The 23,068-nt window shown below is 69.4% G+C and carries 18 protein-coding genes and 1 tRNA gene; 4 read left to right on the top strand and 15 right to left on the bottom strand.

Going from position 1 to position 23,068, the window contains the following annotated elements:
• Nucleotides 1–198: 198 nt before the first annotated feature.
• Nucleotides 199–972 carry a precorrin-6A synthase (deacetylating) gene (cobF, locus tag EAO75_RS01165; RefSeq protein WP_147993142.1) on the bottom strand — a complete coding sequence of 258 codons (774 nt, stop codon included), beginning with the start codon at nt 970–972 and terminating at the stop codon, nt 199–201.
• Nucleotides 921–1,448: a DUF309 domain-containing protein gene (locus EAO75_RS01170; RefSeq protein ID WP_147993143.1), complete on the bottom strand. Its 528-nt coding sequence runs from the start codon at nt 1,446–1,448 to the stop codon at nt 921–923. The genes cobF and EAO75_RS01170 overlap by 52 nt, the downstream gene beginning before the upstream one ends.
• A gap of 116 nt (nt 1,449–1,564) precedes the next feature.
• Between EAO75_RS01170 and EAO75_RS01175 the strand changes: the two genes are divergently transcribed.
• A tRNA-Pro gene (locus tag EAO75_RS01175) sits at nt 1,565–1,638 on the top strand.
• Between the two features lie 205 nt (nt 1,639–1,843).
• The gene (locus EAO75_RS01180) at nt 1,844–2,506 is read left to right on the top strand and encodes an NUDIX domain-containing protein (RefSeq protein WP_147993144.1); all 663 of its coding nucleotides are present in this window, start codon (nt 1,844–1,846) and stop codon (nt 2,504–2,506) included.
• Between the two features lie 29 nt (nt 2,507–2,535).
• Here EAO75_RS01180 and EAO75_RS01185 read toward each other — a convergent pair whose 3' ends face one another.
• Entirely contained in the window at nt 2,536–3,249 is a 714-nt protein-coding gene (locus EAO75_RS01185; RefSeq protein ID WP_147993145.1) for a TetR/AcrR family transcriptional regulator, read from the bottom strand.
• An 86-nt stretch (nt 3,250–3,335) separates the two neighbouring features.
• Between EAO75_RS01185 and EAO75_RS01190 the strand changes: the two genes are divergently transcribed.
• A complete protein-coding gene (locus tag EAO75_RS01190; RefSeq protein ID WP_147993146.1) occupies nt 3,336–5,162 on the top strand; it encodes a glycoside hydrolase family 15 protein in 1,827 nt (608 codons plus the stop codon).
• Here the strand turns inward: EAO75_RS01190 and EAO75_RS01195 are convergent.
• The 4 genes from EAO75_RS01195 to galE all read right to left on the bottom strand — a co-directional run bounded on the left by EAO75_RS01195 (nt 5,071) and on the right by galE (nt 11,577).
• Nucleotides 5,071–5,847: a class I SAM-dependent methyltransferase gene (locus EAO75_RS01195; protein WP_147993147.1), complete on the bottom strand. Its 777-nt coding sequence runs from the start codon at nt 5,845–5,847 to the stop codon at nt 5,071–5,073. The two genes, EAO75_RS01190 and EAO75_RS01195, sit on opposite strands and share 92 nt — an antisense overlap.
• A 7-nt stretch (nt 5,848–5,854) precedes the next feature.
• On the bottom strand, nt 5,855–7,111 hold the full coding sequence (locus EAO75_RS48165; protein WP_315986976.1) for a pyridoxal phosphate-dependent aminotransferase family protein: 1,257 nt from the start codon (nt 7,109–7,111) through the stop codon (nt 5,855–5,857).
• 18 nt (nt 7,112–7,129) lie between these two features.
• Nucleotides 7,130–10,282 carry a putative bifunctional diguanylate cyclase/phosphodiesterase gene (locus tag EAO75_RS01200; protein ID WP_315986977.1) on the bottom strand — a complete coding sequence of 1,051 codons (3,153 nt, stop codon included), beginning with the start codon at nt 10,280–10,282 and terminating at the stop codon, nt 7,130–7,132.
• 206 nt (nt 10,283–10,488) lie between these two features.
• A complete protein-coding gene (gene galE, locus EAO75_RS01205; protein WP_147993148.1) occupies nt 10,489–11,577 on the bottom strand; it encodes a UDP-glucose 4-epimerase GalE in 1,089 nt (362 codons plus the stop codon).
• A 185-nt stretch (nt 11,578–11,762) separates the two neighbouring features.
• Between galE and EAO75_RS01210 the strand changes: the two genes are divergently transcribed.
• A complete protein-coding gene (locus EAO75_RS01210; protein WP_147993149.1) occupies nt 11,763–12,749 on the top strand; it encodes an aldo/keto reductase in 987 nt (328 codons plus the stop codon).
• Here EAO75_RS01210 and EAO75_RS01215 read toward each other — a convergent pair.
• From EAO75_RS01215 to EAO75_RS01250, 8 genes are all read right to left on the bottom strand, one after another.
• Nucleotides 12,746–13,969 carry an FAD-dependent oxidoreductase gene (locus tag EAO75_RS01215; RefSeq protein WP_147993150.1) on the bottom strand — a complete coding sequence of 408 codons (1,224 nt, stop codon included), beginning with the start codon at nt 13,967–13,969 and terminating at the stop codon, nt 12,746–12,748. The genes EAO75_RS01210 and EAO75_RS01215 overlap by 4 nt on opposite strands.
• Nucleotides 13,966–15,300: an ATP-grasp domain-containing protein gene (locus tag EAO75_RS01220; RefSeq protein WP_261989100.1), complete on the bottom strand. Its 1,335-nt coding sequence runs from the start codon at nt 15,298–15,300 to the stop codon at nt 13,966–13,968. Before EAO75_RS01220 ends, EAO75_RS01215 begins: the two co-directional genes overlap by 4 nt.
• 136 nt (nt 15,301–15,436) lie before the next feature.
• Entirely contained in the window at nt 15,437–16,786 is a 1,350-nt protein-coding gene (locus tag EAO75_RS01225; protein WP_147993151.1) for a GH39 family glycosyl hydrolase, read from the bottom strand.
• Nucleotides 16,779–17,555, bottom strand: a complete 777-nt coding sequence (locus EAO75_RS01230; protein ID WP_187284256.1) for a polysaccharide deacetylase family protein — start codon at nt 17,553–17,555, stop codon at nt 16,779–16,781. The genes EAO75_RS01225 and EAO75_RS01230 overlap by 8 nt, the downstream gene beginning before the upstream one ends.
• A 20-nt stretch (nt 17,556–17,575) precedes the next feature.
• Entirely contained in the window at nt 17,576–18,622 is a 1,047-nt protein-coding gene (locus tag EAO75_RS01235; protein WP_147993152.1) for a glycosyltransferase family 2 protein, read from the bottom strand.
• A 54-nt stretch (nt 18,623–18,676) separates the two neighbouring features.
• A complete protein-coding gene (locus tag EAO75_RS01240; RefSeq protein WP_187284250.1) occupies nt 18,677–19,924 on the bottom strand; it encodes a lipopolysaccharide biosynthesis protein in 1,248 nt (415 codons plus the stop codon).
• 532 nt (nt 19,925–20,456) lie between these two features.
• Nucleotides 20,457–22,139: a glycosyltransferase gene (locus tag EAO75_RS01245; protein ID WP_187284251.1), complete on the bottom strand. Its 1,683-nt coding sequence runs from the start codon at nt 22,137–22,139 to the stop codon at nt 20,457–20,459.
• Nucleotides 22,140–22,522: 383 nt separating this feature from the next.
• A complete protein-coding gene (locus EAO75_RS01250) occupies nt 22,523–23,017 on the bottom strand; it encodes a hypothetical protein (protein ID WP_147993154.1) in 495 nt (164 codons plus the stop codon).
• Nucleotides 23,018–23,068: the final 51 nt, after the last annotated feature.

Genomic DNA, 23,068 nt, shown 5'->3' on the forward strand with positions numbered 1-23,068 from the left:
CGACGTTCCGGCGGCGCTTGTCCAGCACGGGTGGCTGGGAGGCGGCTGGCGGGGTGGATTCCGCGGCGAGCGTCACGGGGCCACGATCACAGCGGCCGGCCCGCGACGCATGCGGGACGGGTCCGCTCGGGTGCCGTCGGGGCCGCCCGCGCCGGGCGGCCCCGTGCAGCGCGGCCTCGGGTTCCCCTACTGCTCCTTCTACTGCTCCTTCGGGTTCCGGCGCAGCAGATACGTGTCCATGATCCAGCCCTTGCGCTCCCGCGCCTCGGCGCGCAGCCGCTCGATGCGGGGCGCGGCCTCGGCGATCGGGCCGGAGGCGAGGATCTCGTCAGGGGTGCCGATGTAGGCGCCCCAGTAGATCTCGATGTCCTGCTCGGCGTACTGCCGGAAGGTCTGGTGGGCGTCGAGCATCACGACCACGTCGTCCACGCCGTCCGGGAAGCCCTCGGCCAGCCGCCGCCCCGTGGTGATCTGCACCGGCCGGGCGACCCGGTTGAGCCCCGTCCGATGCCGGGCGACCAGCGCGGAGACGCTGCTGATGCCGGGCACGACGTCGTACTCGAAGTCGACGGCGCCCTTGTCCAGCACCTCCTGAAGGATCCCGAGCGTGCTGTCGTACAGCGCGGGATCACCCCACACCAGGAACGCGCCGGTCTCGTCCTCGCCCAGCTCCTCCGCGATCAGCCGCTCGTAGATCCCGGCGCGCGCACTGCGCCAGTCCCCGACGGCGGGGGAGTAGGAAGAGCCCCCGGCCGACCGGTCCCGCTCCGGGTCCCGCGCCTCGACGACCCGGTACGTCCCCTCCGGTATATGCGCGTCGAGCATGTCCCGGCGCAGCCGCGTCAGGTCCGCCTTCACCTCGCCCTTTTCGAGGATGAAGAACACGTCCGTACTCCGCAGCGCCCTGACCGCCTGAAGCGTCAGCTGCTCGGGGTCGCCCGCCCCGATCCCGATGACATGAATCTTTCGCACGCCCCGAGTCTGCCGCACGCCACTGACAACGCGACCACCGAGTCCACGTAGCCCGCGCCGGCCTGCGGAAACCGGCCGTGCACCGACGGCTCCCTACGCCCGCCCCCCTCCACGGCCCCGGCCCCGCGCCGCAGCAGCCTCGCGCCACCCGTCACATTCCCGCGCGCCGAGTGCGTGAGCCCCACCGCCAGCTGTGCCAGCCCGCGCCACAGAGCCCGCTCCTCCTGCGGCCCCGTCTTCCACGCGTCCTCGAAGACCTCGTGGGCATGGAACGGCTTCCCCGCGTCCAGCAGCTCCTGTGCCTGGACGACGGTCTCCTGCGGCGTGCGGACGACGCCCTCGGGCTGGCGGGCGACGCCGTCCGCGCCGTACGGCAGAGGACGCCCGAGGCCGTCCCGGGGCCGGGCGCTGCGTGCTCGACCTTCGCTGTCCCGGTCCCGTGCCGCCGTCTGCCGTCCTGACGATGTGCTCCCCATACCCCCGATTGTGCATCGCCCCGTCCCGGCGCGGACGGACGCCCGCTTCGGCCCTGCCGTCGACGTGAGGTAAAGTTCTCTTCGCGTGATCACGCGGTTCACCGCGTGAGAGGCACCGGGACGTGGCGCAGCTTGGTAGCGCACTTGACTGGGGGTCAAGGGGTCGCAGGTTCAAATCCTGTCGTCCCGACGGTGCGAAGGGTCTTCGCGGGCAGCAGCTCGCGAAGGCCCTTTTTTTGCACCGCTCGACCACCTGGGCCCGCCCGCGACACCGGCCATCGGCGTGATGACGCCCTGACGTCCCCCACCCGTCACCCGGACCGCATCCCGCAGACCGCGCCCGGATGGTAGAAGCGGGCCATGACCAACTCGCTCATCCCTGTGGCCGGTGCCCGATGACCGCCGGCATCGACACCCCCGACCGCCGTGGCCGCACCGGACTCGACCGGGTCGGCCGGGACCTGACCGGCAACCCCCGCGTCAAGGTGCGGGACGTGGAACTCCTGTCCAGCCACTGGTACGTCGAGCGCGCCACCACCTTCGACCTCCAGCACGCCGACGGCACCTGGAGCACTCAGCAGCGCGAGACCCACGACCGCGGCAACGGCGCGACCATGCTGCTGTACGACGCCGAGCGCGAAACCGTCCTGCTGACCAGGCAGTTCCGCTTCCCGGTGTACGTCAACGGCCACCCCGACGGCATGCTGATCGAGACGCCGGGCGGGGTGCTCGACGACGATGACGAGCACCCGGAGATCGCCGTGCGGCGCGAGGTCGTGGAGGAGACCGGGCACACCATCGGCGACGTCCAGCACGTCTTCGACATCTACATGAGCCCGGGCTCGGTCACCGAACGGGTCAGCTTCTACGCCGCCGCCTACGGCCCCTCGACCCGCACCCACGAGGGCGGCGGTCTGGACGAGGAGGGCGAGGACATCGAGATCCTCGAACTGCCCTTCCGCCGGGCCCTGGAGATGATCCGCACCGGCGAGATCGCCGACGCCAAGACCATCATGCTGCTCCAATGGGCGGCGCTGGAAGGGCCGTTCGCCCGCTGAAGCACCTCCCGCCGAGCGGCCCCGCTGTCTCAGCCCTCGCCGACGAAACGGTCGACCACCGCGTCCACCCCCGCGGCCAGACCCTGCGGCCCGCCCCGCTCGGCGAGGGCCGGGGCGATCGCTCGGAGCGTGGGCAGCTCCTGGGGCGGCATGCGGTGCAGGCCGAGACGGAAGGCGGGATCCGGCTCGTCGGGGTTGTCGACCATGGCCCGCAGTTCCACGGAGACGTATCCGAGGACCCACGCGGTGTAGGCGTGGAACACGGCAGCGGTCCGCTCCTCGTCCAGCCCTGCCCCGCGCAGCAGCGCGAGCACCCGCTCATGGTCCCTCAGGACGGCCGGGGGCCTGCGGGCCAGCGGAACCGCCATCATGCGCGTGGCGATCAGCGGCACCACCTGAGGGTGGGCCAGGCAGACCTCGTACGTGATCAGGGCGATGCGGTGCAGGTCGGCCCGCCACTCGGAAGGCCCGGGAGCGGGGCCCTCGGCGAGACGGTCCTCCAGTTCCAGGTAGAGGGCCTCGACCAGCCCGTCCAGCAGGGCGTCCTTGCCGGCCGCGTAGCGGTACAGGGCCATGGCCTCGACGCCGAGTTCGGATCCCAGACGGCGCATGCTCAGCGCGGAGAGACCTTCGCGATCGACCAGCTCCAGGGCGGCGGCCAGCACCCGCTCCCGACTGAGCCTGCCGTGCCGCCCACGGTCACTCGCACGCCGGGCCGGGCCTGCCTCCGGGTCCTTCGCCATACGCCTTCTCCTCTCATATACGACGTAAACGTACAGGAGAGGTACCCTGGAAGCGCGGCAACGTGCACGACGGCGTACTCCCGATCATGAGTTCACCCATCGAGGACTACGCCCTTCTCAGTGACCTGGAAACCGCCGCAATGGTCGGCAGGGACGGGTCCATCGACTGGTTGTGCCTGCCTCGATTCGACTCTCCCGCCTGCCTGGCCGCGCTGCTGGGCACTGCGGACAACGGCTTCTGGCGAGTGGCTCCGCGCACGGGCGGGCGCTGTACGCGCCGGGCCTACCGGCACGACACGCTGGCCCTGGAAACCGAGTGGCGCAGCGGCGGCGGCACGGTCCGGGTCACGGACTTCATGCCGCCGCGCACACAGTCGCCGTGCGTGGTCCGCGTCGTCGAGGGCGTGTCGGGTTCCGTCCCCATGCGCAGCGAACTGCGGCTGCGGTTCCACCAGGGCCGGGTCGTGCCGTGGGTCCGGGACACCGAGTCCGGCACGGTCGCGGTCGCCGGGCCGGACGCCGTCTGGCTGCACGCCGACGGGCCGGTCAGCGTGCCCGACCGGCAGGATCCCACCACGCTCGACTTCACGGTCTCGGCCGGTCAGCGGCTGGCCGTGACGCTCGTATGGTCGCCGTCGCACCTGCCCGAGGCACCCGCTCCGCTGTCCGTCCCGGCCGAGACGGCACTGAAGGAGACCAGTGACTTCTGGCGGCGCTGGACCGCCCGCTGCCGTTACGAGGGACCCTGGCGGGACGCGGTGGTGCGGTCCCTCATCACCCTCAAGGCGCTCACCTACGCCCCGACGGGCGGCATCGTCGCGGCACCGACCGCCTCGCTCCCCGGGTGCATCGGTGGGGAACGCAACTGGGACCACCGGTTCTGCTGGCTGCGCGACTCCACCCTGACCCTGTCCTGCTTGCTGCGCAGCGGCTACCGCGACGAGGCCACGGCATGGCTGAACTGGCTGATGCGGGCCATCGCGGGCGACCCCGCCCATCTCCAGACCGTGTACGGCGTCGGGGGACAGCGGCTCCTGCACGAGACCGAGGCACCCTGGCTGCCCGGCTACGAGCGATCACGGCCGGTCCGGTTCGGGAACTCGGCGGAGAGCCAGTTCCAGCTCGACGTGTACGGCGAGGTCCTGGACGCCCTGTATCTGTCGCTACGGGCGGGGATACCCATGCCGGCCCGGGTGTGGGGTGTGGTGGAGGCGCTGATGAGCGGTCTGATCCGGCACTGGCGTGAACCCGATCAGGGGCTGTGGCAGGTGCGTGGTCCGGGGCGGCAGTTCGTCCATTCCAAGGTCATGGCCTGGGTGGCCGCCGACCGGGCGCTGCGCATGGGGGAGCTGCTCGGCCGCAACGGATCCTCCGGCCGGTGGCGGGCGCTGCGCGACGAGGTGCACCGGGAGGTCTGCCAGGAGGGGTGGGACGCGCGACAGGGCTCGTTCGTGCAGTCCTACGGCTCCTCGGCGCTGGACGCCTCGGCCCTGCTGATCCCCAGGCTGGGCTTCCTGCCCGCCCGGGACGAGCGGGTGCGCGGCACCGTCCGGGCCGTACAGCGGCTGAAGCACGGCGGGTTCGTCCGGCGGTACGACCCCTCGGGCGACGCTGTGCACGACGTGGACGGCATGCGCGGCCCCGAGGGCACCTTCGTGGCGTGCACCCTGTGGTACGCCGACGCCCTCGCCGCCACCGGGCATCCCGGTCAGGCCCGGGAGGTCTTCGAACGGGCCCTCGCCATCCGGAACGACGTCGGTCTGCTCGCCGAGCAGTGGGACCCGGACGCGGGCCGTCAACTGGGCAACGCGCCGCAGGCGTTCAGCCATATCGCCCTGGTGGAGACGGCGTTCGCCCTGTCATCAGAACCATCCCCGAGTCGCCGTAGTCGGGGAGGGTCGGGTCGGCGTTGATCCGGGTGACCGAGAGTCGCTCGGTCAGCGGCGCGAACACCTCGCGGACCGCGTCCACGTCCACGGGGCAGCCCGGCCAGCGTGAGGCGCGTCCGATGCGGTACGTCGGCATGTTCTCCATGAACGCGGCCACCAGGTACCCGCCCGCGCCGACGCACCGGGCGAACAGACGGCAGAACTCGGTGAACTCCGTGAAGTCCTCGGTCGCACCCTCGGCCACGAAGTGCATCGACGCGAGACCGTAGGCGCCGGCCGGCAGGGCCCGGACGTCGCCGTGCACGACCCGTACCCGCGCCAGTGCCCCCCCGAGGGTCTCCGGCAGACTCGGGACGTGTCGCCGGCACAGCGCGTAGAAGGGCTGCCAGCAGGCATCGGGGCCGTCGCGGAACTGCCCGGTCAGATAGCGGACGTTGGCCGCACCCGCCTCCACGGCGTCGATGCGGCGGCTGACGGAGGCCGCCAGCATGAGCGGGTACAGATTGGGACCGGCGCCGAACTCGACGGACCGTGCGATGCCGCCGGGCGTCAACTCCCGGTACAGCCCGGCGTGGTGGGCGATGACCGCGGCGTCGGACGGGTGCAGCTCACGGTAGTTCTCGGCGAGGTAGTCCTGGACGGGCCAGCTGTCCCAGTCCACGTCGTCGTTGCGGATCGGAACGGCACCGGGGGCCCCGGACGTGACCATGCCGCGCTCACCCCCGCAGCCCCAGGACGCGCTGCTCGGCCAGCCGGCTCAGCGTGTCGTTGAGCCGGTCGATGTCCTCGTCGGAGTTGAGCGCCGTGATCTGGATCCGGAAGCCGACCCGGTCGCGGGGGATGAGGGGATAGGCCGCCAGGGTCACGTAGATGCCGCTCTCCCAGAGGAATTGGGCGACCGTGTCCAGATCGGCGGCGTCGGCGAGCGGGATCTCCACGATCGGGAACTCACGGACGCCCGGCGTGTCCAGGCCGAGGTCGCGGACGTGCCGCAGGACCCGCACGGTCTTGCGGTACAGGTCGGCACGGATCGCGTCCCCGCGGCGGTCGTTCACCGCCAGCCCGGCGAGCGCCGTGGCCAGGGACGCCGTCGGCGAGGGACCGGAGTAGAGATAGGGGCCGGCGGCGGTCTTCAGGTGGTCCTTGAGCCGGGAGGGCAGGGCGAGGAAGGCCAGCAGGGAGGAGTACGCCTTGGAGAAACCGCCGACGAGGACGATGCCGTCGTAGCTCTCACCCGTGTGCCGGACGACGCTGTTGCCACGCGATCCGTACGGGCAGGGCTCCGCTGCCGTCCGCTCCCCGATGACACCGAAACCGTGGGTGTCGTCCACGTACAGCGTCGCGCCCCGGTCCCGGCAGATCCCGGCCAGCACCGGCAGGTCGGGGATGTTCCCGCTCATGCTGTCGACACCGTCCAGGCAGACCAGCCGGGGCCCGTCGGACGGCAGGGCCCGCAGCAGGGCGTCCAGTTCGTCGGGCCGGTCGGCGCGGAAGCGTTGCAGCCGTGCGCCCCGGCCCCGGGCCGACACACAGCCGTCGTACACCGTTTTGTGGGCCCTGGCCTCGACGAAGACATGGCCCGCCCCGGCGAGGACCGGGATCACCGAGCCGTGGATCAGGGTGGCGGTGGGCAGCAGCAACGTGTCCGGTGCGCCGAGCAGTGCGGCGAGCCGCTCCTCGATGTCCGTGTAGAGCCGGGGGCTGCCCAGCAGCCGCGACCAGCTGGGGTGCGTCCCCCACCGCCGTACGGCCGGTTCGATCTCGTCGATGATCTCGGGGTCCCAGTCGAAGCCGAGGTAGTTGCAGGACGCGAAGTCGATCAGCCAGTGGCTGCCGCTGCGGATGTGCCGCCCGCGCACCTCGTCCAGCACGGCGTCGCTCATGGGGCTCGTCCGCCGCAGGTGGTCGAGGTGGTTCAACCGTTGGTCGGGCCGGCTTCCCGGGGGTGCTATGTCGCCGTCGATTGCGCGCATGGTGGTGCTCCCTTGGTTTCAGGCTTGCGGAGACGGCCGGACGTCGCCGTGCCGGCGGAGCACGGCCTCGCCCTGCTCCACGGTCATCGGCCGTGCGAACAGGTAGCCCTGCCCGTACCCGCAGCCGATGTCCGCCAGCAGCTCCCACTGCCGCTGCTCCTCGATGCCCTCGGCGATCACCTGAAGCCCGAGCGTGTCGGCGAGGTGGATGATGCCCTCGACCAGAGCGACCTGTCGGGGGTCATGGGGAATGTCGTCGATGAACGTCTTGTCGATCTTGAGTACGTCGATGGGGAAGTCCCGGAGATAGCGCAGCGAGGAGTATCCGGTGCCGAAGTCGTCCACCGCGATGCGGACACCGAGGTCCTTCAGCGCCCGGATGAGCGTGTCGATCTGCTCGGTCCGCTGCATCAGCACCGACTCGGTGAGCTCCAGCAGCAGCGTTTCCGGGTCCAGACACGCGGTGTCCAGGGCCCTGCACACCTCGCTGAGGAAACCCGTGTCCCGCCACTGCCGCGCGGAGACGTTGACGCTGAGGTACGGCTGTCTGGTCGGCAGGGCATGCTGCTGGAGCCGGGCGATGTCGGCCGTGGCGTGGTGCAGCACCCAGCTGCCCAGCACCGAGATGTTGCCGGTCTCCTCGGCGAGGGGGATGAACTGCCCCGGTGGCACCGGATCGGTTCCGAGGCGCGGCCAGCGTGCCAGTGCCTCGAAGCCCACGACCTCGCCCCCGACGATGTCCACGACGGGCTGGTAGAGCAGCGTGAACTCCTGGCGGGCGATCGCACCGTTGAGGCGCGCCCGGAGGTCGTGACGTTCCATCACGCGGGCGCGTTGCCGCGGCTCGAAGCGTCGCCACTGGCGCTTCCCGGAGGTCTTCGCCGCGTACAGGGCCAGATCGGCGAGGGCCAGCAGTTCCTCGGCGTCCGTGGTGTCCCTGGCCGTGGCGACCCCCACGCTGGCGGAGACGCTCACCGATTCGTCGGCCAGCTGGAACGGCCGGTTGAGCGTCTGGATCACCTGAGCGGCCAGCAACTCGGCGTCGAGGGGCTGTTTCGCGTCCTCCATCAGCACGGCGAACTCGTCGCCGCCGAGCCGGGCCGCCGTGTCGGTCCGGCGCAGCGTCGCCGACAGCCGCTCGCCCACGGCGCGCAACAGCCGGTCGCCGACGGTGTGGCCCAGCGTGTCATTGACCATCTTGAAGTCGTCCAGGTCGATGAAGAGCAGACAGGTGATCTTCGACTCCCGGCGACTGCGCAGCAGTGCGCGCTCCGTACGCTCCAGCAGCAGGGTCCGGTTGGGCAGGCCGGTCAGCGAGTCGTGAAAGGCCCGCTGGGTCAGCTCGTGCTCCAGCTGACGCTGCTCGGTGACGTCCCGCAGCGTCACGACCAGACCACCCACGGTCCGGTCCTGGCGCAGGTCACGGCAGCGCGCCTCCACCTCGATACGGCCCTCCTCGCGCACCACCCACCAGTGGTCGTGCGCCTCCTCCCGCCCGCTGTTCCGCAGGGTCGCGAGCGTCCGGACCACCCGGCCCCGGTCCTGCGGATCCAGCAGTTCCGGCAGCTGCCGCCCGGTCAGCTCGACGCTGCCGCCGAACACGGCCTGCGCGGAGGGAGTGGCGTAACGGACGGTGGTGTCGTCGTTGACGATGAGGATGACGTCCGTGGCGTTGTGCACCAGCGTGCGGAAGTACGCCTCGCTCTCCGTGCGGATGATCTCCCGCCGCAGCGCGATGCGCTCCGTCGCCAGTCCCGCGTGCGAGGCGAGGATCTCCAATGAGCCCCGGGTCTCGGCGAGTTGTCGTTCGGGGCCCGCTGCCAGCATCGCGCCCCGAAGTTCGCCGCCGGCCGGGCGGTCGGGCTGGATCATCGGGCAGACCAGGGCCGTCGGCAGATCCCCGAGCCGGGCGGCGATGGCCGGCCCCAGCACGGTGCCGGGAAGAACGAGGGTGCGGTGGCGGGCGGGATCGGCCGGCCTGCTCCGTGCGGGCTCGGCACGGTCCGTGATCCACCGTCCGCCGATCCGTACGGGGGACCGCGCGAGACGTATGTACAGCTGCTGGGCGTCCCGGGCCGACAGGAGCATGGCCACGTGCGGGGCCTTCGGCCCGAACAGCGTGGCGATCGCCGTGTCGCAGGCCCGGGCGACCTCCTCCGGCCAGGTCGCTCCCACCAGCGAGGCGGCGGCGGTGCGCAGCGCCTGCTCCCGCGCCATGGCCTTGCGGTGCGCCACGACCATCACCGCCAGACGCAGGATCACCAGCAGGAACAACACACTGGAGAACGCGCCCAGTACCGCCGCGTCGCGCACACTGCCCACGAGCTCCTCGAACATCAGGACCGCGGGCGGGATCAGCGTGGCCACCGTGAGCAGCGCGAGCCGGCGCCAGGGCGGCACCAGGGACTGCGGCTGGGACTCCGAGGCGGTCAGCTCCGCCATCGAGGGGTGCAGCGCGGCCAGTCCCCATGCCGTGTAGAAGATGATCCAGCCCGAGTCCAGCAACGTGCCGGTCTGCCATGTGTCGTTGAGCTGGAGGATCCCGTAGGCGATGTCGAAGCAGAGCAGGGTGAGCGTGCCCAGCACGAGGAGTTGGACGGCGCGGTTGGAGCCGGACACGGGGCTGGGGGCGAGCAGCCGCGCGAGCAGGGCCAGCACCAGGATGTCCCCGAGCGGGTAGGCGATGCTGATCGCGCGCTGCTGCCAGGTGAGGCCCTCCAGTTGGGCGAGCGGCTGCACCAGATACACCCAGACCGGCAGGGCGAGCCCCGCGGTGATGATCAGCGCGTCCAGCAGGCTGGGCAGGTCGTGGCCCACCCAGCGGTAGCGCACCAGACCGAACAGGCCCGCGGCGAACAGGGGATACACGGCGAGGTAGCAGGCGTCCGCCGGAGACGGGAACGGATTGGACGCGGCGAAGTACGACTCCTGCACGTTGTAGTAGGTGTCGCCCGCGGAGAAGGCCAGCAGCCCGGCGGCGAGCACCCACCACGGCCACCGGTGCGCGGGCCGGTGCACGTGCACGCCGACGAGCATGGCCCCGGCACCGGTCATCCCGATCACGGCCCACAGCGGCGTGCGCAGGTCCGGTACGGTCATGTACAGGCCGGTGATGGCCCCGACCAGCACGATGAGGGCGGCCATCAGCCGGTGGGCCAGCAGCAAGGTCAAGCGCCTCCCCGAATCGGAGGACACCGCGCTGCGCGGACTGTGCCAACTTGGGCTTCCTGTATTGATCGTAGGCACGGCGGCTGCCCCGCTGCATCTTGTCGCCCGGCTCGCGAGCAGCGTCGTGAGGCCTCCCGGCGGCGATCGTGGCAGGCGCCGCAGTCGGCCCGCCTCAGGGGGCTCGGGGACTGCCGAGGACCACACCAGCACTACTCCTTCGGGTCCGGTCGCCAGGCGGAATCTGCGTAGCCGTGCGGGTTGAGCCGCTGGAAACGCCACGCGTCCCGGCACAGGTCGGTGAGATCCCGGGTGGGGTGCCAGCCCCAGGCCCGCGTCACCGCGGTCGGGTCGACGACGAGTTCGGCGACGTCTCCGGGACGGCGGGGCCCGCTGTCGTAGGGGACGGGCCTGCCGCACTCCGTGGCGAACGCGGAGACGACGTCGAGGACGGAGCTGCCCTTTCCGACGCCCACGTTGTACACATGCATGCCCGGCCCGTCGGCGAAATGGTCGAGCGCGACGCGGTGCGCGTCGATCGCGTCCATGACGTGGAGATAGTCGCGGATCGCGGTCCCGTCAGGGGTCGGGTAGTCGTTCCCGAAGACCTCCAGCCGCTCACGTCGGCCGTCGGCCACCTGGGCGAGGTGGGGCAGCAGGTGATCGGACGCGGAGCGGGTGTCCTCGCCGAGCAGTCCGCTGGGGTGGGCCCCGGCCGTGGTGGTGTACCGCAGGCACAGCACCGTGTACTCGGGGTGGCGGCGGCAGACGTCCGCGAGGATCTGCTCGCAGATCCACTTCGAGGCCGCGTAGGGGCTGGTGGGGCGGGCCGGGGTCGACTCGTCGAGCAGGCCTCGGCCGGCGTCGCCGTAGACCGCACCGGACGACGGGTACACGAGCCGGTGCACCCCGTGCTCGTGCATGGCCGCCAGCAGGGCGGTCGTACCGCCGACGTTGATGTCGTAGTACTCGATGGGCATCCGTGTCGACCTGCCCGCGGCCTTGTGCGCGGCAAAGTGCACAACGGCGTCCACGGAGTGGCGGTCGAAGACGGCCGACAGGGCATGTCGATCACGGATGTCCAGCTCGTAGACGGCACCGACGAAGCGGCCGGCGATCCGTTCCATGCGGGCGAAGACCTGCGAAGTGCTGTTGGAGTAGTCGTCGACCACGATCACCTCGTAGCCGTGCTCCAGGAGTTCCACGCAGGCATGACTGCCGATGAAGCCGGCCCCGCCGGTGACCAGAACGGTCGACGGCGTCCACGGCGCTTCACTTCCTTCATCTGCACTGCTCGCCATGGCAGGACACTCCTGCTGACAGCATCGAAAGCACCGTATATTTACGGTGTATATGTACACTTTGCTGCATTCGTCCCGTGGAGTCAAGGCGGTCCGGCGCGCGTGAACGCTTGACTTGAAGAGCACTTCAAGCTGAAGACTCCTGGCACGTGCCCCGAACGCGGGCACGCACGGGAGGGACCACCATGAAGTACCGCACCATCGGCACCGACTCCGGCACTCGCCGCGAGGTCAGCGTCCTCGCGCTCGGCGCGATGCTGTTCGGCTCACGGACCGACGAGGCGACCTCCTTCGCCGTGCTCGACCGCTATGTCGAGGCCGGCGGGACCTTCATCGACACGTCCGACAACTACGCCTTCTGGGAGGACGCAGGCCAGGGCGGACAGAGCGAGGAACTGCTCGGCCGGTGGCGGCGCAGCCGCGGCGTCGGTGACGAGATCGTGATCGCCACCAAGCTCGGCGCCCGCCCGCTGGCCCCCGGCACCGGCTTCGTCGACAACCCGGAGGGCCTGTCGGCGAAGGTGATCCGCGAGTCCGCCGAGCGCAGCCGCGACCGGCTCGGCGTGGCCAGGCTGGACCTGCTCTACGCCCACATCGAGGACCGGAAGGTCCCGCTCCAGGAGACCGTCGAGGGATTCGCCGAGCTGGTGAGCGAGGGCACGGTCGGCCTCCTCGGCGTCAGCAACCACGCGATCTGGCGGGTGGAACGGGCCCGCGCCCTCGCCGCCGCGGCCGGCCTGCCCGGCTACGAGGTGCTCCAGTACGCCCACAGCCACCTGCGGCCCCGCTTCGACGTCCCCGACGGCCTGTTCCCCGACGGCAGCCTGGGCCACGCGGGCCCGGAACTCCTGAGCTACTTGCGCGCCGAACCCGGCCTGGCCCTGGTCGCCTACTCACCGCTGCTGAAGGGCGCCTACACCCGCCCGGATGTCGCGCTGCCCGCCGACTTCGACCACGCGGGCACCGCGTCCCGCCTGAAGGTGCTGCGCGAGGTCGCCCAGGAGACGGGCGCCACCGTCAACCAGGTCGTCCTGGCCTGGCAGATCGGAGCCGAGCTGCCGATCGTCCCGCTGGTCGGGGCCTCGTCCGTGGCGCAGCTGGAGGAGAGCCTGGCTGCTGTGGACTTGGAGTTGAGCCGGGAGCAGCGGGCCCGACTGGACGCGGCGCACTAGAGGTCCGACGCCGCCAGGTGCCGCGCCAACCGCGGGGAAGCGAACTGCGTCCCGCACACGAACCGCATGACCGGGCCGTACGAAGCCGCAGCGGGAAGCCCGGTGAAGTACAGCCCCGGCACCGACGAGCAGTATCCGGCGCCCAGTTTCGGCGTCCCCCTGCTGACCGCCAGTTCCGTGCGCAGCTCAGGGCTGAGGAAGTCCATCGCGGCGATGTCGACCCGGTATCCGGTTCCCGCGATGACGTGGTCGGCGGACAGTTGGCGGGTACGGCCGTCGTCGGTACGGACGGTCAGTACCGGACGTCGGTCGGGCGCGTCCGCGCGGATGATCTCGGCGACCTCGGTGATCTCGGCCTTGCCCTCGAAGCGATCGCGCAGCCACCACGCTCCGAGGGGGCCGAGCACATGGCGGACCAGGTAGTGACGGAGTTGGGCGGGGAGGTAGCGGTAGGGATGCGGGTAGTAGCAGAGCGCCCACAGGGACCACGCCCGGCCGAAGGGTGACTGGGGGCGCAACCTCGGCTGCTCCCACGGAGGCGTACCGAACCCGACGCTGCCGCGCCCGCGAGTCACCACACGCACGCGCGCTCCCGCCTCCGCCGCCAGCGCCGCCGTCTCCAGCGCGGACTGACCGGCACCTACGACCATCAGGTCCTTGCCGGAGAACCGGCTGAGGTCATGGTGCTGGGAGGCGTGCGAGACGGGGCCGGCCGGCGACGGACCGTCCGGTGCGGCGCCGGCGAGTTCCGGCGGGAGGTGGGCGAGGCCCGACAGGCCGGTCGCCACGACGACGGCTCGTGCGGCGAACAACTCGCCCGAGGACAGCTTCAGTTCGAAGCCCACGGAGGCGGATCCGGGCCCGACACCGCCGCGCCGGTCCACGGAGACCACCCGCACCCGCTCCAACTCCGGTACGAGCTTGTGCTGGAACCATTCCCCGTAGGCGATGAACGTCTCGATCGGGATGATGTCATCGTCCTTCACCAGCCGGGGTATCCCGGCCGCGTCGCAGAAGTCGACGAGGGTGTGTCCGCGCTGGGGCGCGTCGATGTTGGTGGCGGCGGGGGTCGACTTGAGGAGCATGCCGGCGGGCATGTGGTCGCGCCAGCTCACCATGGGTTCGCCGAACACTCGCACCGGAATGCCGAGTGCCCGCAGATGAGCGGCGGTGGACAGGCCGAACGGCCCCGCACCGATGATTGCTACCGGAACATTCACGGAGTCCCTCCCAGGACGTCGGACGGCCTTTGGCGCTTGGCGGGCCGATGCGGGTGGCGGGCAGGTGTGGTTGAACTGGTGGTCTTGCTGCGGCGGTTGGTGCGCCACAGCTGGTACAGGTGCCTCGCGCCCGGTCGCACGAATCGCGCGAGCATCGTGAGGAACGGCAGCGGGTCGTCACCCGCGAGCCACGCCAGCTCGGTCCCGCTCGCCCGCGCCGGGGCGTGCGGCGTCGTATAACCGCTGCGGCGGTAGGCGAGCAGGGCGGGCAGGTCGATGTTCTCCACGATGTACCGGTGACCGGCTCGTTGTTCTCCGTGCGGAACGGTCCGTCCGGTCAGATCGAGATGCATGGCGCGGACGACGTCCACCCCAGACGCGTTCTCGAACAACCGGAACTGGGCGCCCATGCGGGGGTTGAAGTCGAGGAGTTTGTACTGACCGTCGCGGCGGTCGAAGCGCAGATCGAGGTCGATGATTCCGGTGAAACCGATCTGCTTGACGAAACGCGCGATGAGATCGGCGAGTTCAGGGTTGTCGACGACGTACGCGTTCGCCGTCATGCCCGCGTGTGGCGGCCAGGAGCGCACCTTGACCCCGGTGAACATCGCCAACGGGGCGCAGTCCGCGTCGAAGTAGGCGTGCACGATCCAGTCCTCGGCGTCCTCCCTCGGCAGGTACTCCTGAAGGATCACCCCGGGCCGCTCGCCCCACTCGCGGGCCAGGGCGAGCAGCCCCTCGCGGGTGGCGATACGGGTGGTGCCGTTCACGGCCGGCCGGGTGCGCCGTACGAACGCCTCACGGTTCTTGGCCACCATCGGGAAACGGGCCTTCTCGGCCAGGGCGACGATGTCGTCGTACGACTGCGGGAAGGCGGCCGTCGGACTGGCTATGCCGTGTTCCACACACAGTTCGTGCAGCCCCTGCTTGCTGGCGAGGCGACGCGGCAGTGCGGGATCGACACGGGGGAAGAGGAAATGGCCCCCCAGCGCGTCCTGGTGCTCGGCGATCAGGACGGCGGCTTCCTCGTCGGTGGGTATCGGCACGGTGGGGCGGCCGATGCGTCGACCGATGCGCACCAGCCCTTCGACGAGCCGTGCGGTGTCCTCCGTGCCGGTGGTCGGCCAGACGAACGCGCGCTCCAGGAAACGGGAGGAGGCCGCGGGCGTGTAGCGGTCCTCGGTGATGGCGTACATCGGGACGCCCAGTCGGCCCAGGGTGCGGATCGCGCCCACCCCGCCATGGTGCAGCGGATAGTCGCCGATCTTCACGATCAGGCCCGGCACTTCACGGTCGGCCACGAAGGGTATGGCGGCAGATTCTGGGGTCATGGGTCTCTCCGCTTGTCCCCACCTGCGGAACCGAACCCACCCCATCCGCACCTATAGGACCAAGCATACTGAACTATAACTAAGGTTACTAGAGTGGCAATTCGTGCATTTCTCCATTCTTTCGCTTCCGGCCCTGTCAGTCCCCCTTGAGCCAGCGCACCTGATAGCCGTCCAGGTCGACGGTCCGCCCGTCGATCTCCGCTTTGACGGGCCGATCGAGCGTGTTGACGACGAGCATCGCCTTGTCATCGGCGAGGACCCGCACCCTCGGTACGTCGTCGGGCGCCACGTCGACCCGTCGGTAGGCGGTACCGGGCGGGAACTCCTTGTCGAACCGGCGTATCAGGTCCAGCGCGGGCAGCGTCCGACCGCCGCTGCCGTCGGTGAGTTCGGTACTGCGCCACAGACAGCGGGTGCACCGACCGCCACGGTCCTGCGGGTTCCAGTAGAAGCCCGTGGTGGCGCCGCCCTTGACCATGGCGATCATTCCGGCCGCCTGCAGGGCGTGGTCGAGTGCCTCGCTCCCGCGGTCGCCGTTGCCTGCCCGTTCGACGTAGTACTCGGCCCACCACAGTGGTACGGACGTCCGCTGCCGCACCCACCGGCCGACGGCCGTGAACTTGTCGGTGGCTCGGAACTCGTCGGGCAGCGCTTCGCCGTTGCGGGCGTGGCTGGCACCGTCGACGGCGACGAAGTCGGCCCCGGCCTTGTGCTGGTTCCAATACTGGAAGGCGTCGAGGACGCGCCGGTCGATGCTGCCCCATGGGCCCTTGAGGTTGGAGGCGTACGTCGTGACGTTGGACGGGTGGCTGTCCATGGTCAAGTACGGCCCGCCCACGAGGTTGTCCTTGTCCACCTTCTTCAGGGCCCGGTAGACCCGGTTGTAGAGCGCGGTGTATCCCTCGTAGTTCCAGCGGTTCTTGCGCTCGTCGAAGAAACCCTTGAACTCGTTCCAGACCATGAAGTGCCGCACGTCCGGGTAGCGTTCGGCGACGGTCGCGGCGAGTGCGGCGAAGTCGTCGTAGTGAGCGGGGCTCGGGGCTGTTTCCAGACGCGACCAGTCCGTGTGGCCCGGCGTGCCGCCCTTCATCCAGTCCGGGGCACAGCACAGGGTGATGACCGGGGTGCCGCCGGTTTTCCTGATGAGGTCGATGCGGCGGTCCAGGGCCGCGAAGTCGTAGCGGCCGGGCGACGGTTCGGGATTGGTGGCGCCCCAGCCCATGAGGTGCTGGTTCTGCGGGAGCGACTGCACTGACAGGGACTTCCGCACGGTTTTGAGGGCGGTGGGGTCGCCCACATCGGCGCTGTACTGAGTGTGAGTGAGCCCCCAGCCGAGCGACGACTCGGGCGGTCCGGTGGCTGGGGCGGGCGTGCAGGAGAGGACGGGGGCGAGCACCATGGTGACGACTCCAAGGGCGACGAGCCAAGTTCGTCGGCGGGCCCGCGCCGAGGCCGAGCCCGCTTCCTTGCGGCCGGGGTCAGACATGCGCCTGGGATGCCTTCCGCATCAGTCGGCGGGATCCGCGGACCAGGGCGTAGCCCTTCGTCAGGGCGCGGTCCCGGGCGAAGTTGCGGGCGATGGCCCTTCCTTCCACGAGCCGTGCGAACTCCTCGATTCCGGTGCTGCGCCGCACCGTCATTCTCCTCAGCGCAAAGGGATCTTGGTGTGGGCCGGCCGTAGCGTTGCCCACCACCAGAGCCTGGGYGAAGCCGGCCGTGCGTACCGCCTGTCGCACCCGGCGGTCGGAATAGCCGTACGGGTAGGCGAAGGACGTGGGCGGGGAGCCGAGTTGCTCGGCGATGATCTCCTTGCAGCGCCCCACCTCATGACGCAGCGCGTCGGCCGGGATCTGGTCCAGTTGTGGGTGGCTGTGGCTGTGCCCGCCGATCTCGAACCCCTCCGCGACGAGTTCGCGTACCTCGTCCCAGCCGAGCATGGTGTCAAGGGCGGCGCCGTCGATCTCGTACGGGCCGCGAAGCCATCCCGTGGCGACGAACACGGTGGCAGCGAATCCGAATTCGCGGAGGGTGCGCAGGGCGTATCGGTGCACCCCCAGGTAGCCGTCGTCGAAAGTGATCAGTACGGACCGGTGCGGCAAGGGCTGTTCGCTGCGCCAGGCGGCAGCGAGTCGGGCTGTCGTCAGTGCGGTGTATTCACGCTCGGCCAGCAGCCGCATCTGTTCGGCGAACGCATCCGGGGAGACGGACAGGGCTCGCATCGATGACGCAGGTGCGTGCGCGACCGAGTGGTACATCAGGATGGGCACGGGACGTATCACGGGAAGCTCCCTTGCGACAGCGATTCGTTCCGGCCCGTGTCGGGCACGGACGGCACATCCGCTATGCGGAAGGTGGAACCGTTGCCGCGGCCCTGGAAGGTACCGACCGCGTATCCCGCTGCCGCGGACACCACCCCGGTCACGATCGCTCCTGCGCGGCCCGCGCCTCCCCGTCGCCCCAGCAGTGCGTCGCGCAGCCCGCGCGCCACCCCGGCGGGGAGCACCCGAGCGGTGTAGCGGCGTTCGGACTCAAGGCCCCTGCCCACGCCCACGTGCCGGGTGACCTGGGCCTTCGACAGCCCTTCGGCGTACGTACGATGACGGAAGTAACGGAAGCGCTCGCGGGCGGTGGGGACCTTGTGGTGGATGACCGCACGGTCGTCGAGCAGCAGTACCGCCTCGGGCGTGGCCCGTGTCAGCCGGATGCAGAACTCGGTCTCCTCACAGCCCAGCGGGCGTTTGTCGCCGTCGCGTCCGATGCCGGTGGCGAAGCCGCCCACCGCGTCGAAGGCCGTCCTGCGGTAGGAGGCGTTTCCGCCCAGCACATTGCGGACCGGCGCCCGTCCTTGGGGCAGCCCTTTGTACGCGCAGCCGACGACCCAGTCGAACTCCGGGGGGAACCAGGCAGGGCGATGCCCGGAGGCCCACGCCGGCACGGTGCGACCGCCCACTGCCATCACCCGTGGGTCGGTATAGGCCGACGCCATGTGTCGCAGCCAGTCCTGTTCCGCCACCGCGTCATCGTCGAGGAAGGCGACGACCGTGCCCCGGGACGCGGCGATCCCGGAATTGCGGCCTGCGGACAGGCCCCGCGGGCCCGTGTTGGGAAGCACCCGGACCGGCGGACCTCTGTGTCCGGTGGCCTTGTACTTCTCGTACCGATGGTCGAGCCGATCGAGGAGTTTCCGGTTGTGGTCGACGACGAGCAGTATTTCCAGCGCGGGCCAGGACTGTTGGCGTACCGATTCGCACGCGGCGAGGATGTCCGCCCAACGGTCCTGCGTGTACACGCAGATCACTACTGAGATGTCGGTTCGTGTCACGATCTTCTCCTTGTCCGAGGGGCGGCATGATGCCGCCGAGCCACGACCGTCCCGTCAAGCGTTCTCCGGACCCGTGAACAGCCAATGCGACCGCCGGATCAGGAGGTAGAAGGCCAGCAGACACTCGGCCGTGAGCCAGGCAGCGCCCGCTCCGGCGAGACCGAATACCGGCAGCAATGCATGTGACAGGCCCAGCACCAGTACGCACAGCGTCAGCTGCAGCCCGACTACCAAGCGCAGTTGGCGACGTACGCGGGCCACATCGATGGCCAGACTCACCAGGGTGTTCGGAAGCGCCGAGAGAGCCAGCAACCGCAGCAGCGTGGTGCCCTGTTCCGCGTACTGCGGGCCGAAGAGCGAGAGCAGTGTGGGCGCGACGATGATGATCGCCGCGGCTCCGACGGCCATCGCCAGTGCCGAGTGGCGTAGAACCCGAACCGCGTGGTGCGTCAGCTGACCGGGGTTGCGCGCCGACTCCACGATCAGGGAGCTCCCCATGTTCGCCACCAGCATGTAGGGGATGCAGCCGACGGACCAGGCGATCAGGAAGTAGGCGCTGTACTCGGCGCCCATGGCGTTCAGCACCAGAAGGGGCACCAAGCTGTAGGCGGCCATCCGGAACAGCGAGCCGACATAGTCCGCGGCCGCGTATCCGACCAGGCGGGGCGGGCGTTCCGCGTCCGGGGCCTCCTTCTCGTGGCGAGGCACCGCGCGTCGCAGCAGGAAGTAGTTGGCCACCAGGAGGGCCACCACGAGGGCGCCGGCCCACGAGATCAGGATGCCGGCGAAGAGCGTCAGCGCAGCCCCCACCGCCAGGAGAATGATCTTTACAACAGCGAAGATCAAATTCTCGTTGACGACCCAGCCCGGGTTTCGCACTCCGGTCAGGGCGCCGTCCTGCAGGGTGAAGACGGCGTAGCCGGCGGTGTACGTCACGAAGAAGACGGCTGTCACCGGGTTGAGGAGGAAGCCGAGGCCAGGGGCGACGACGGGCACCAGCAGGAGGAAGGCGACGGCGGCCAGCACGCTGCACGCAATGCCGGCGACGTAGCAGGTGAGCACCAGTTTGCGGRTGTGACGCCCGGCGGATGGTATGAAGCGCACCAGGAAGTCGGAAAGGTTGAGCTGGCCGATCGTGGACAGCAGCGTGGCGGCGGACACCGTGGCGAAGTTGAGGCCCACGGTCCTTGCGTCGTACCAGTGGGTGGCGAACACCCAGAAGAAGGCTCCCAGGATGGTGCTGACGAGGGAGCTGACGGCCAGGAGATGTCCGTTGCGCAGCAGGGGCTCGCGTGGCAGCACTGCGGCCAACTTCGCCCGTATGGCCGCAGGTTTCGCTGTGGCGTCGGGTGGAAGGGTTCGGCCTGTTTGCACGGCTTTCCCTCGATCCCCGCGTGCGCGCTAGGAGATCCTGGCGTGTTTACGGCGTATAGATACATCTTAAGCGCTGGGGTTGATTAGTCAAGAAATGAAGGCGTCCCTCGCTCGTGGCAGGGCAGGTGCCAACGCCGCGACCGAGGTGAGAACCGCGAGGACGAGCAGAGCCCGAATCGGGGTGAATATGTGGCTCAGGAAAAGTGCCTCCGCGACCAGAGCCGAAAGAGAAAGGCTGATGGCCCCGGCGAGAACAGCGGCTTCCAACACAGCCGCCCGACCGGCTCCTGAAGTGAACGCGCCAGCTGTGAACAGCACAGTGACAGCAAGTCCCGGACAGGTGAGCAAAAAGACGACCGTCACCAACACCCGAAGCGGGAATGCCGCAGGTAGAGCCATTGCGGCAAGGGCCACCCAGCCTGATGCGGCAAGGGCCCAGCGCAGTCGAGTCATTCTGACGTCAACCTCCCTTAGCACGGTCGAACCGATAGACCACCGCGTCCTTGTTGCGGTAGACCGGGGTGAAGTTCGGTGCCTTGGCCAACGCCAAGTCCAGTCGCCTCATGAAGTCGGCAGGCATATCGCCGTTCAGGTACACCGCCGCCTGCTGCGCTCGGTTGAGAACAATGTAGGTCGGTCTGCCCTGTGCTCTCGCCAGGAGCGGTTCCAGGCCGGTCAGCGGGTCTTTCACCAAAAGCCGCTTGGTTTCCAGGTTCCGATCGACCATCTGCAGGTTCTCGTGCCGGTCGTAGCGCATCTCAAGACCGGGAGCGGCGAAGGTGATGGAAATGATCWGGGATCCGGGTGGGGTCTTGGTCGTGACGAATCGTGCGGCTGCTGCCTCCCGGGTGGTGAACTGGTTTTCCTTCTCCTTGGCGTAGTAGCCGAACACTAGGCCGCCGAGCATCGCCAGCAGCAGGACGCACACAACGGGCATCGCCACCGGCAGGCGTCCACCGGGCGGCAGCAGCAGGGCTGCGACCAGAAACGCGGCGGCGGGCAGCGCGAACAAGTAGGCCCGGAAGACCATCTCCCCTCCGTAGGCGTTGGCCAGCCCCGGCAGAAAGGGAGCGAGTGCGAGCAGCGGCAGCGGGGTGCGACGGATCCAGGGCCGTACGGCAAAGGCCATTGCCGCCAGCAGGAACACGCCCCCGGTCAGACCTCGCTCGATCCAGGCCACCATGATCTGACTCGGGGCGGCGTCGGCCAGCCTGCTCACACCGGACCAGAGGTTGGCATCGGGCCGTGTGAGTGAGTTGATGAGGGTGCCCAGGTTCTCGGACACGTACGGTCTCGCCACGGTCACGTCCCAGATCAAGGTGAGCGCGACCGCACCGGCCAGTGCGGGCAGCGTCACCCGTCGGTTGCGCCGGGGAAACGAGAGCAGCAGCAGTGCACTGATCAGCATCATCGGCGTGAGCTGATGGGAGGAGACGATCGCGGCTTCGATGATCAGCACAAGGACCAGCCGGGTCGGCGGCCAGCCGTGACGCGCCTCGTCCGGGCTCTGCCGACCCGATGCCTGCAGTTGCCTCAGGACAAGGGCGACTACGCACGTGAAGAGCAGGAAGGCGAAGGCCTGCGGTGCGAAGTAGTCCTGCGCCACCCATGAACAGGCGTAATAGATCCAGGTGGCTCCCCAGATGAGTCTGCGGTCGTCTGTGATCGACCGGTAGATCAACACGAGCGGGCCGACCAACAACAGGTTCGTGAGCGGCTGGGCCCACATGGCATAGCCCAAGGGCGACTCCAGCCCGGTGGCCTTCAGGAGCAAGGCGTTGAATTGGAAGAAGCCCGGCCACTGGTTGTAGATGTCGAAGCCGCCCGCATCCGGCACTTGGCCGTTGTGCCGGACCATGGCGTCGATGACGGCCACGTGTTTCCAGGCCCAGGCGTAACGAAGCTCCGGATAGAGCAGCGAAGGCGTGGCATGGATGATCGCGATCAGGGCGATCACATACCCCGCGAACAGGCCGCTGGGGGTCCGCCGGTCGCTTGCCGCGACGCAGAAGCCAATGGTGAGGAGAGCAAGCGCGATCCAGAATGCCGCAGGCAGCACCTGGAGCAGCCCGAGATCTCCCATTCGATCGAGGTGCACGCCTCGGAGCGAGAGCAGCCAGAGCGTGAGAGCGGCAGGCAGCACGCCGATTGCCGTCCAGGTACCGGAGCCCGCCCGTCTCAGCCGATTCCAGGCGGGCCGCAGCGGCTCAGAAAGCCGATGGGGTGCGCTCTCTGGCCGGGTCCCGCTCCCGGCGCTTGCTCGCGTGGCGTAAGCCTCCGCCGCGACCTTTCCGGGACTTGCGGGATCGCGCCGCCTGTTCACTGATGACTCCGACCGAGAACCCACGCTGCGTACAGCGCTGTCTCGGAGGGGGTGGTGAAGGTCTGCGCGTCAATCATGGCCAGGCTTCCGGGTGACGGAACGGCTGATTTGGTCAGATGGCGACAGCGCTCACTGCCCGCAGAGGTAATTCCTCAGACGTCTTGGGGTTCAGCGGACGCCGGCTGCAAGGTCATCCAAGTCCATCACAAGCCCTGTGCCGCAGCCACTCGACGCGGGTCACGACGGTGTCCGTCACGCCCGCGATCGCGGCCGGAAAGGCGGCTGCGCAGATAACCCAGTGGGCCGTACAGCATCCCTTGCATCTCCAAGAGAGTGAGTCTGCTGGACCATCCGGCGCCGTCATCGTTGTTGAGCCTGCGGGACCTTGCCGCCATGTAGCGGATGCCGCCGGGAAGCTTGCGCAGGAGAACGGGCAGCATGCGGGGCTCGTGGACGAGCGCTGCGGTCAGGTAGGCAGTGAACCCGCAGCCGKACGCGAATACCTGCGTCGACAGCGCTTCCAAGGACCGTCGCTGACTGTGCCAGACGATCGCGTMCGGCTGGTAGGTGAGCGTGCTCCCGTTGACGAGAACCTGGAAGAAGGCCAGCAGATCCTCGCCGCCGTGCGCCGGTGTTCCGGTACTGGTGGCCGTGTCGAAGCCGCCGAGGGCCTCCAGCAGATCCGTGCGAAAGGCCATGTTGGCCCCACGGGTCGTCGACCTCGACCTTCTTGCCGTACTTGGCGGTCT

It is taken from the genome of Streptomyces sp. UW30 (assembly GCF_008042075.1).
In the GTDB taxonomy this organism is placed as follows: Bacteria; Actinomycetota; Actinomycetes; order Streptomycetales; family Streptomycetaceae; genus Streptomyces.

Excerpts from the sequence above, each read along its gene's own strand:
- EAO75_RS01170 (WP_147993143.1), bottom strand. The coding sequence starts at position 1,448 with ATGGGGAGCACATCGTCAGGACGGCAGACGGCGGCACGGGACCGGGAC.
- EAO75_RS01180 (WP_147993144.1), top strand. The coding sequence starts at position 1,844 with ATGACCGCCGGCATCGACACCCCCGACCGCCGTGGCCGCACCGGACTC.
- EAO75_RS01185 (WP_147993145.1), bottom strand. The coding sequence starts at position 3,249 with ATGGCGAAGGACCCGGAGGCAGGCCCGGCCCGGCGTGCGAGTGACCGT.
- EAO75_RS01190 (WP_147993146.1), top strand. The coding sequence starts at position 3,336 with ATGAGTTCACCCATCGAGGACTACGCCCTTCTCAGTGACCTGGAAACC.
- EAO75_RS01195 (WP_147993147.1), bottom strand. The coding sequence starts at position 5,847 with ATGGTCACGTCCGGGGCCCCCGGTGCCGTTCCGATCCGCAACGACGAC.
- EAO75_RS48165 (WP_315986976.1), bottom strand. The coding sequence starts at position 7,111 with ATGCGCGCAATCGACGGCGACATAGCACCCCCGGGAAGCCGGCCCGAC.
- galE (WP_147993148.1), bottom strand. The coding sequence starts at position 11,577 with ATGGCGAGCAGTGCAGATGAAGGAAGTGAAGCGCCGTGGACGCCGTCG.
- EAO75_RS01210 (WP_147993149.1), top strand. The coding sequence starts at position 11,763 with ATGAAGTACCGCACCATCGGCACCGACTCCGGCACTCGCCGCGAGGTC.
- EAO75_RS01220 (WP_261989100.1), bottom strand. The coding sequence starts at position 15,300 with ATGACCCCAGAATCTGCCGCCATACCCTTCGTGGCCGACCGTGAAGTG.
- EAO75_RS01225 (WP_147993151.1), bottom strand. The coding sequence starts at position 16,786 with ATGTCTGACCCCGGCCGCAAGGAAGCGGGCTCGGCCTCGGCGCGGGCC.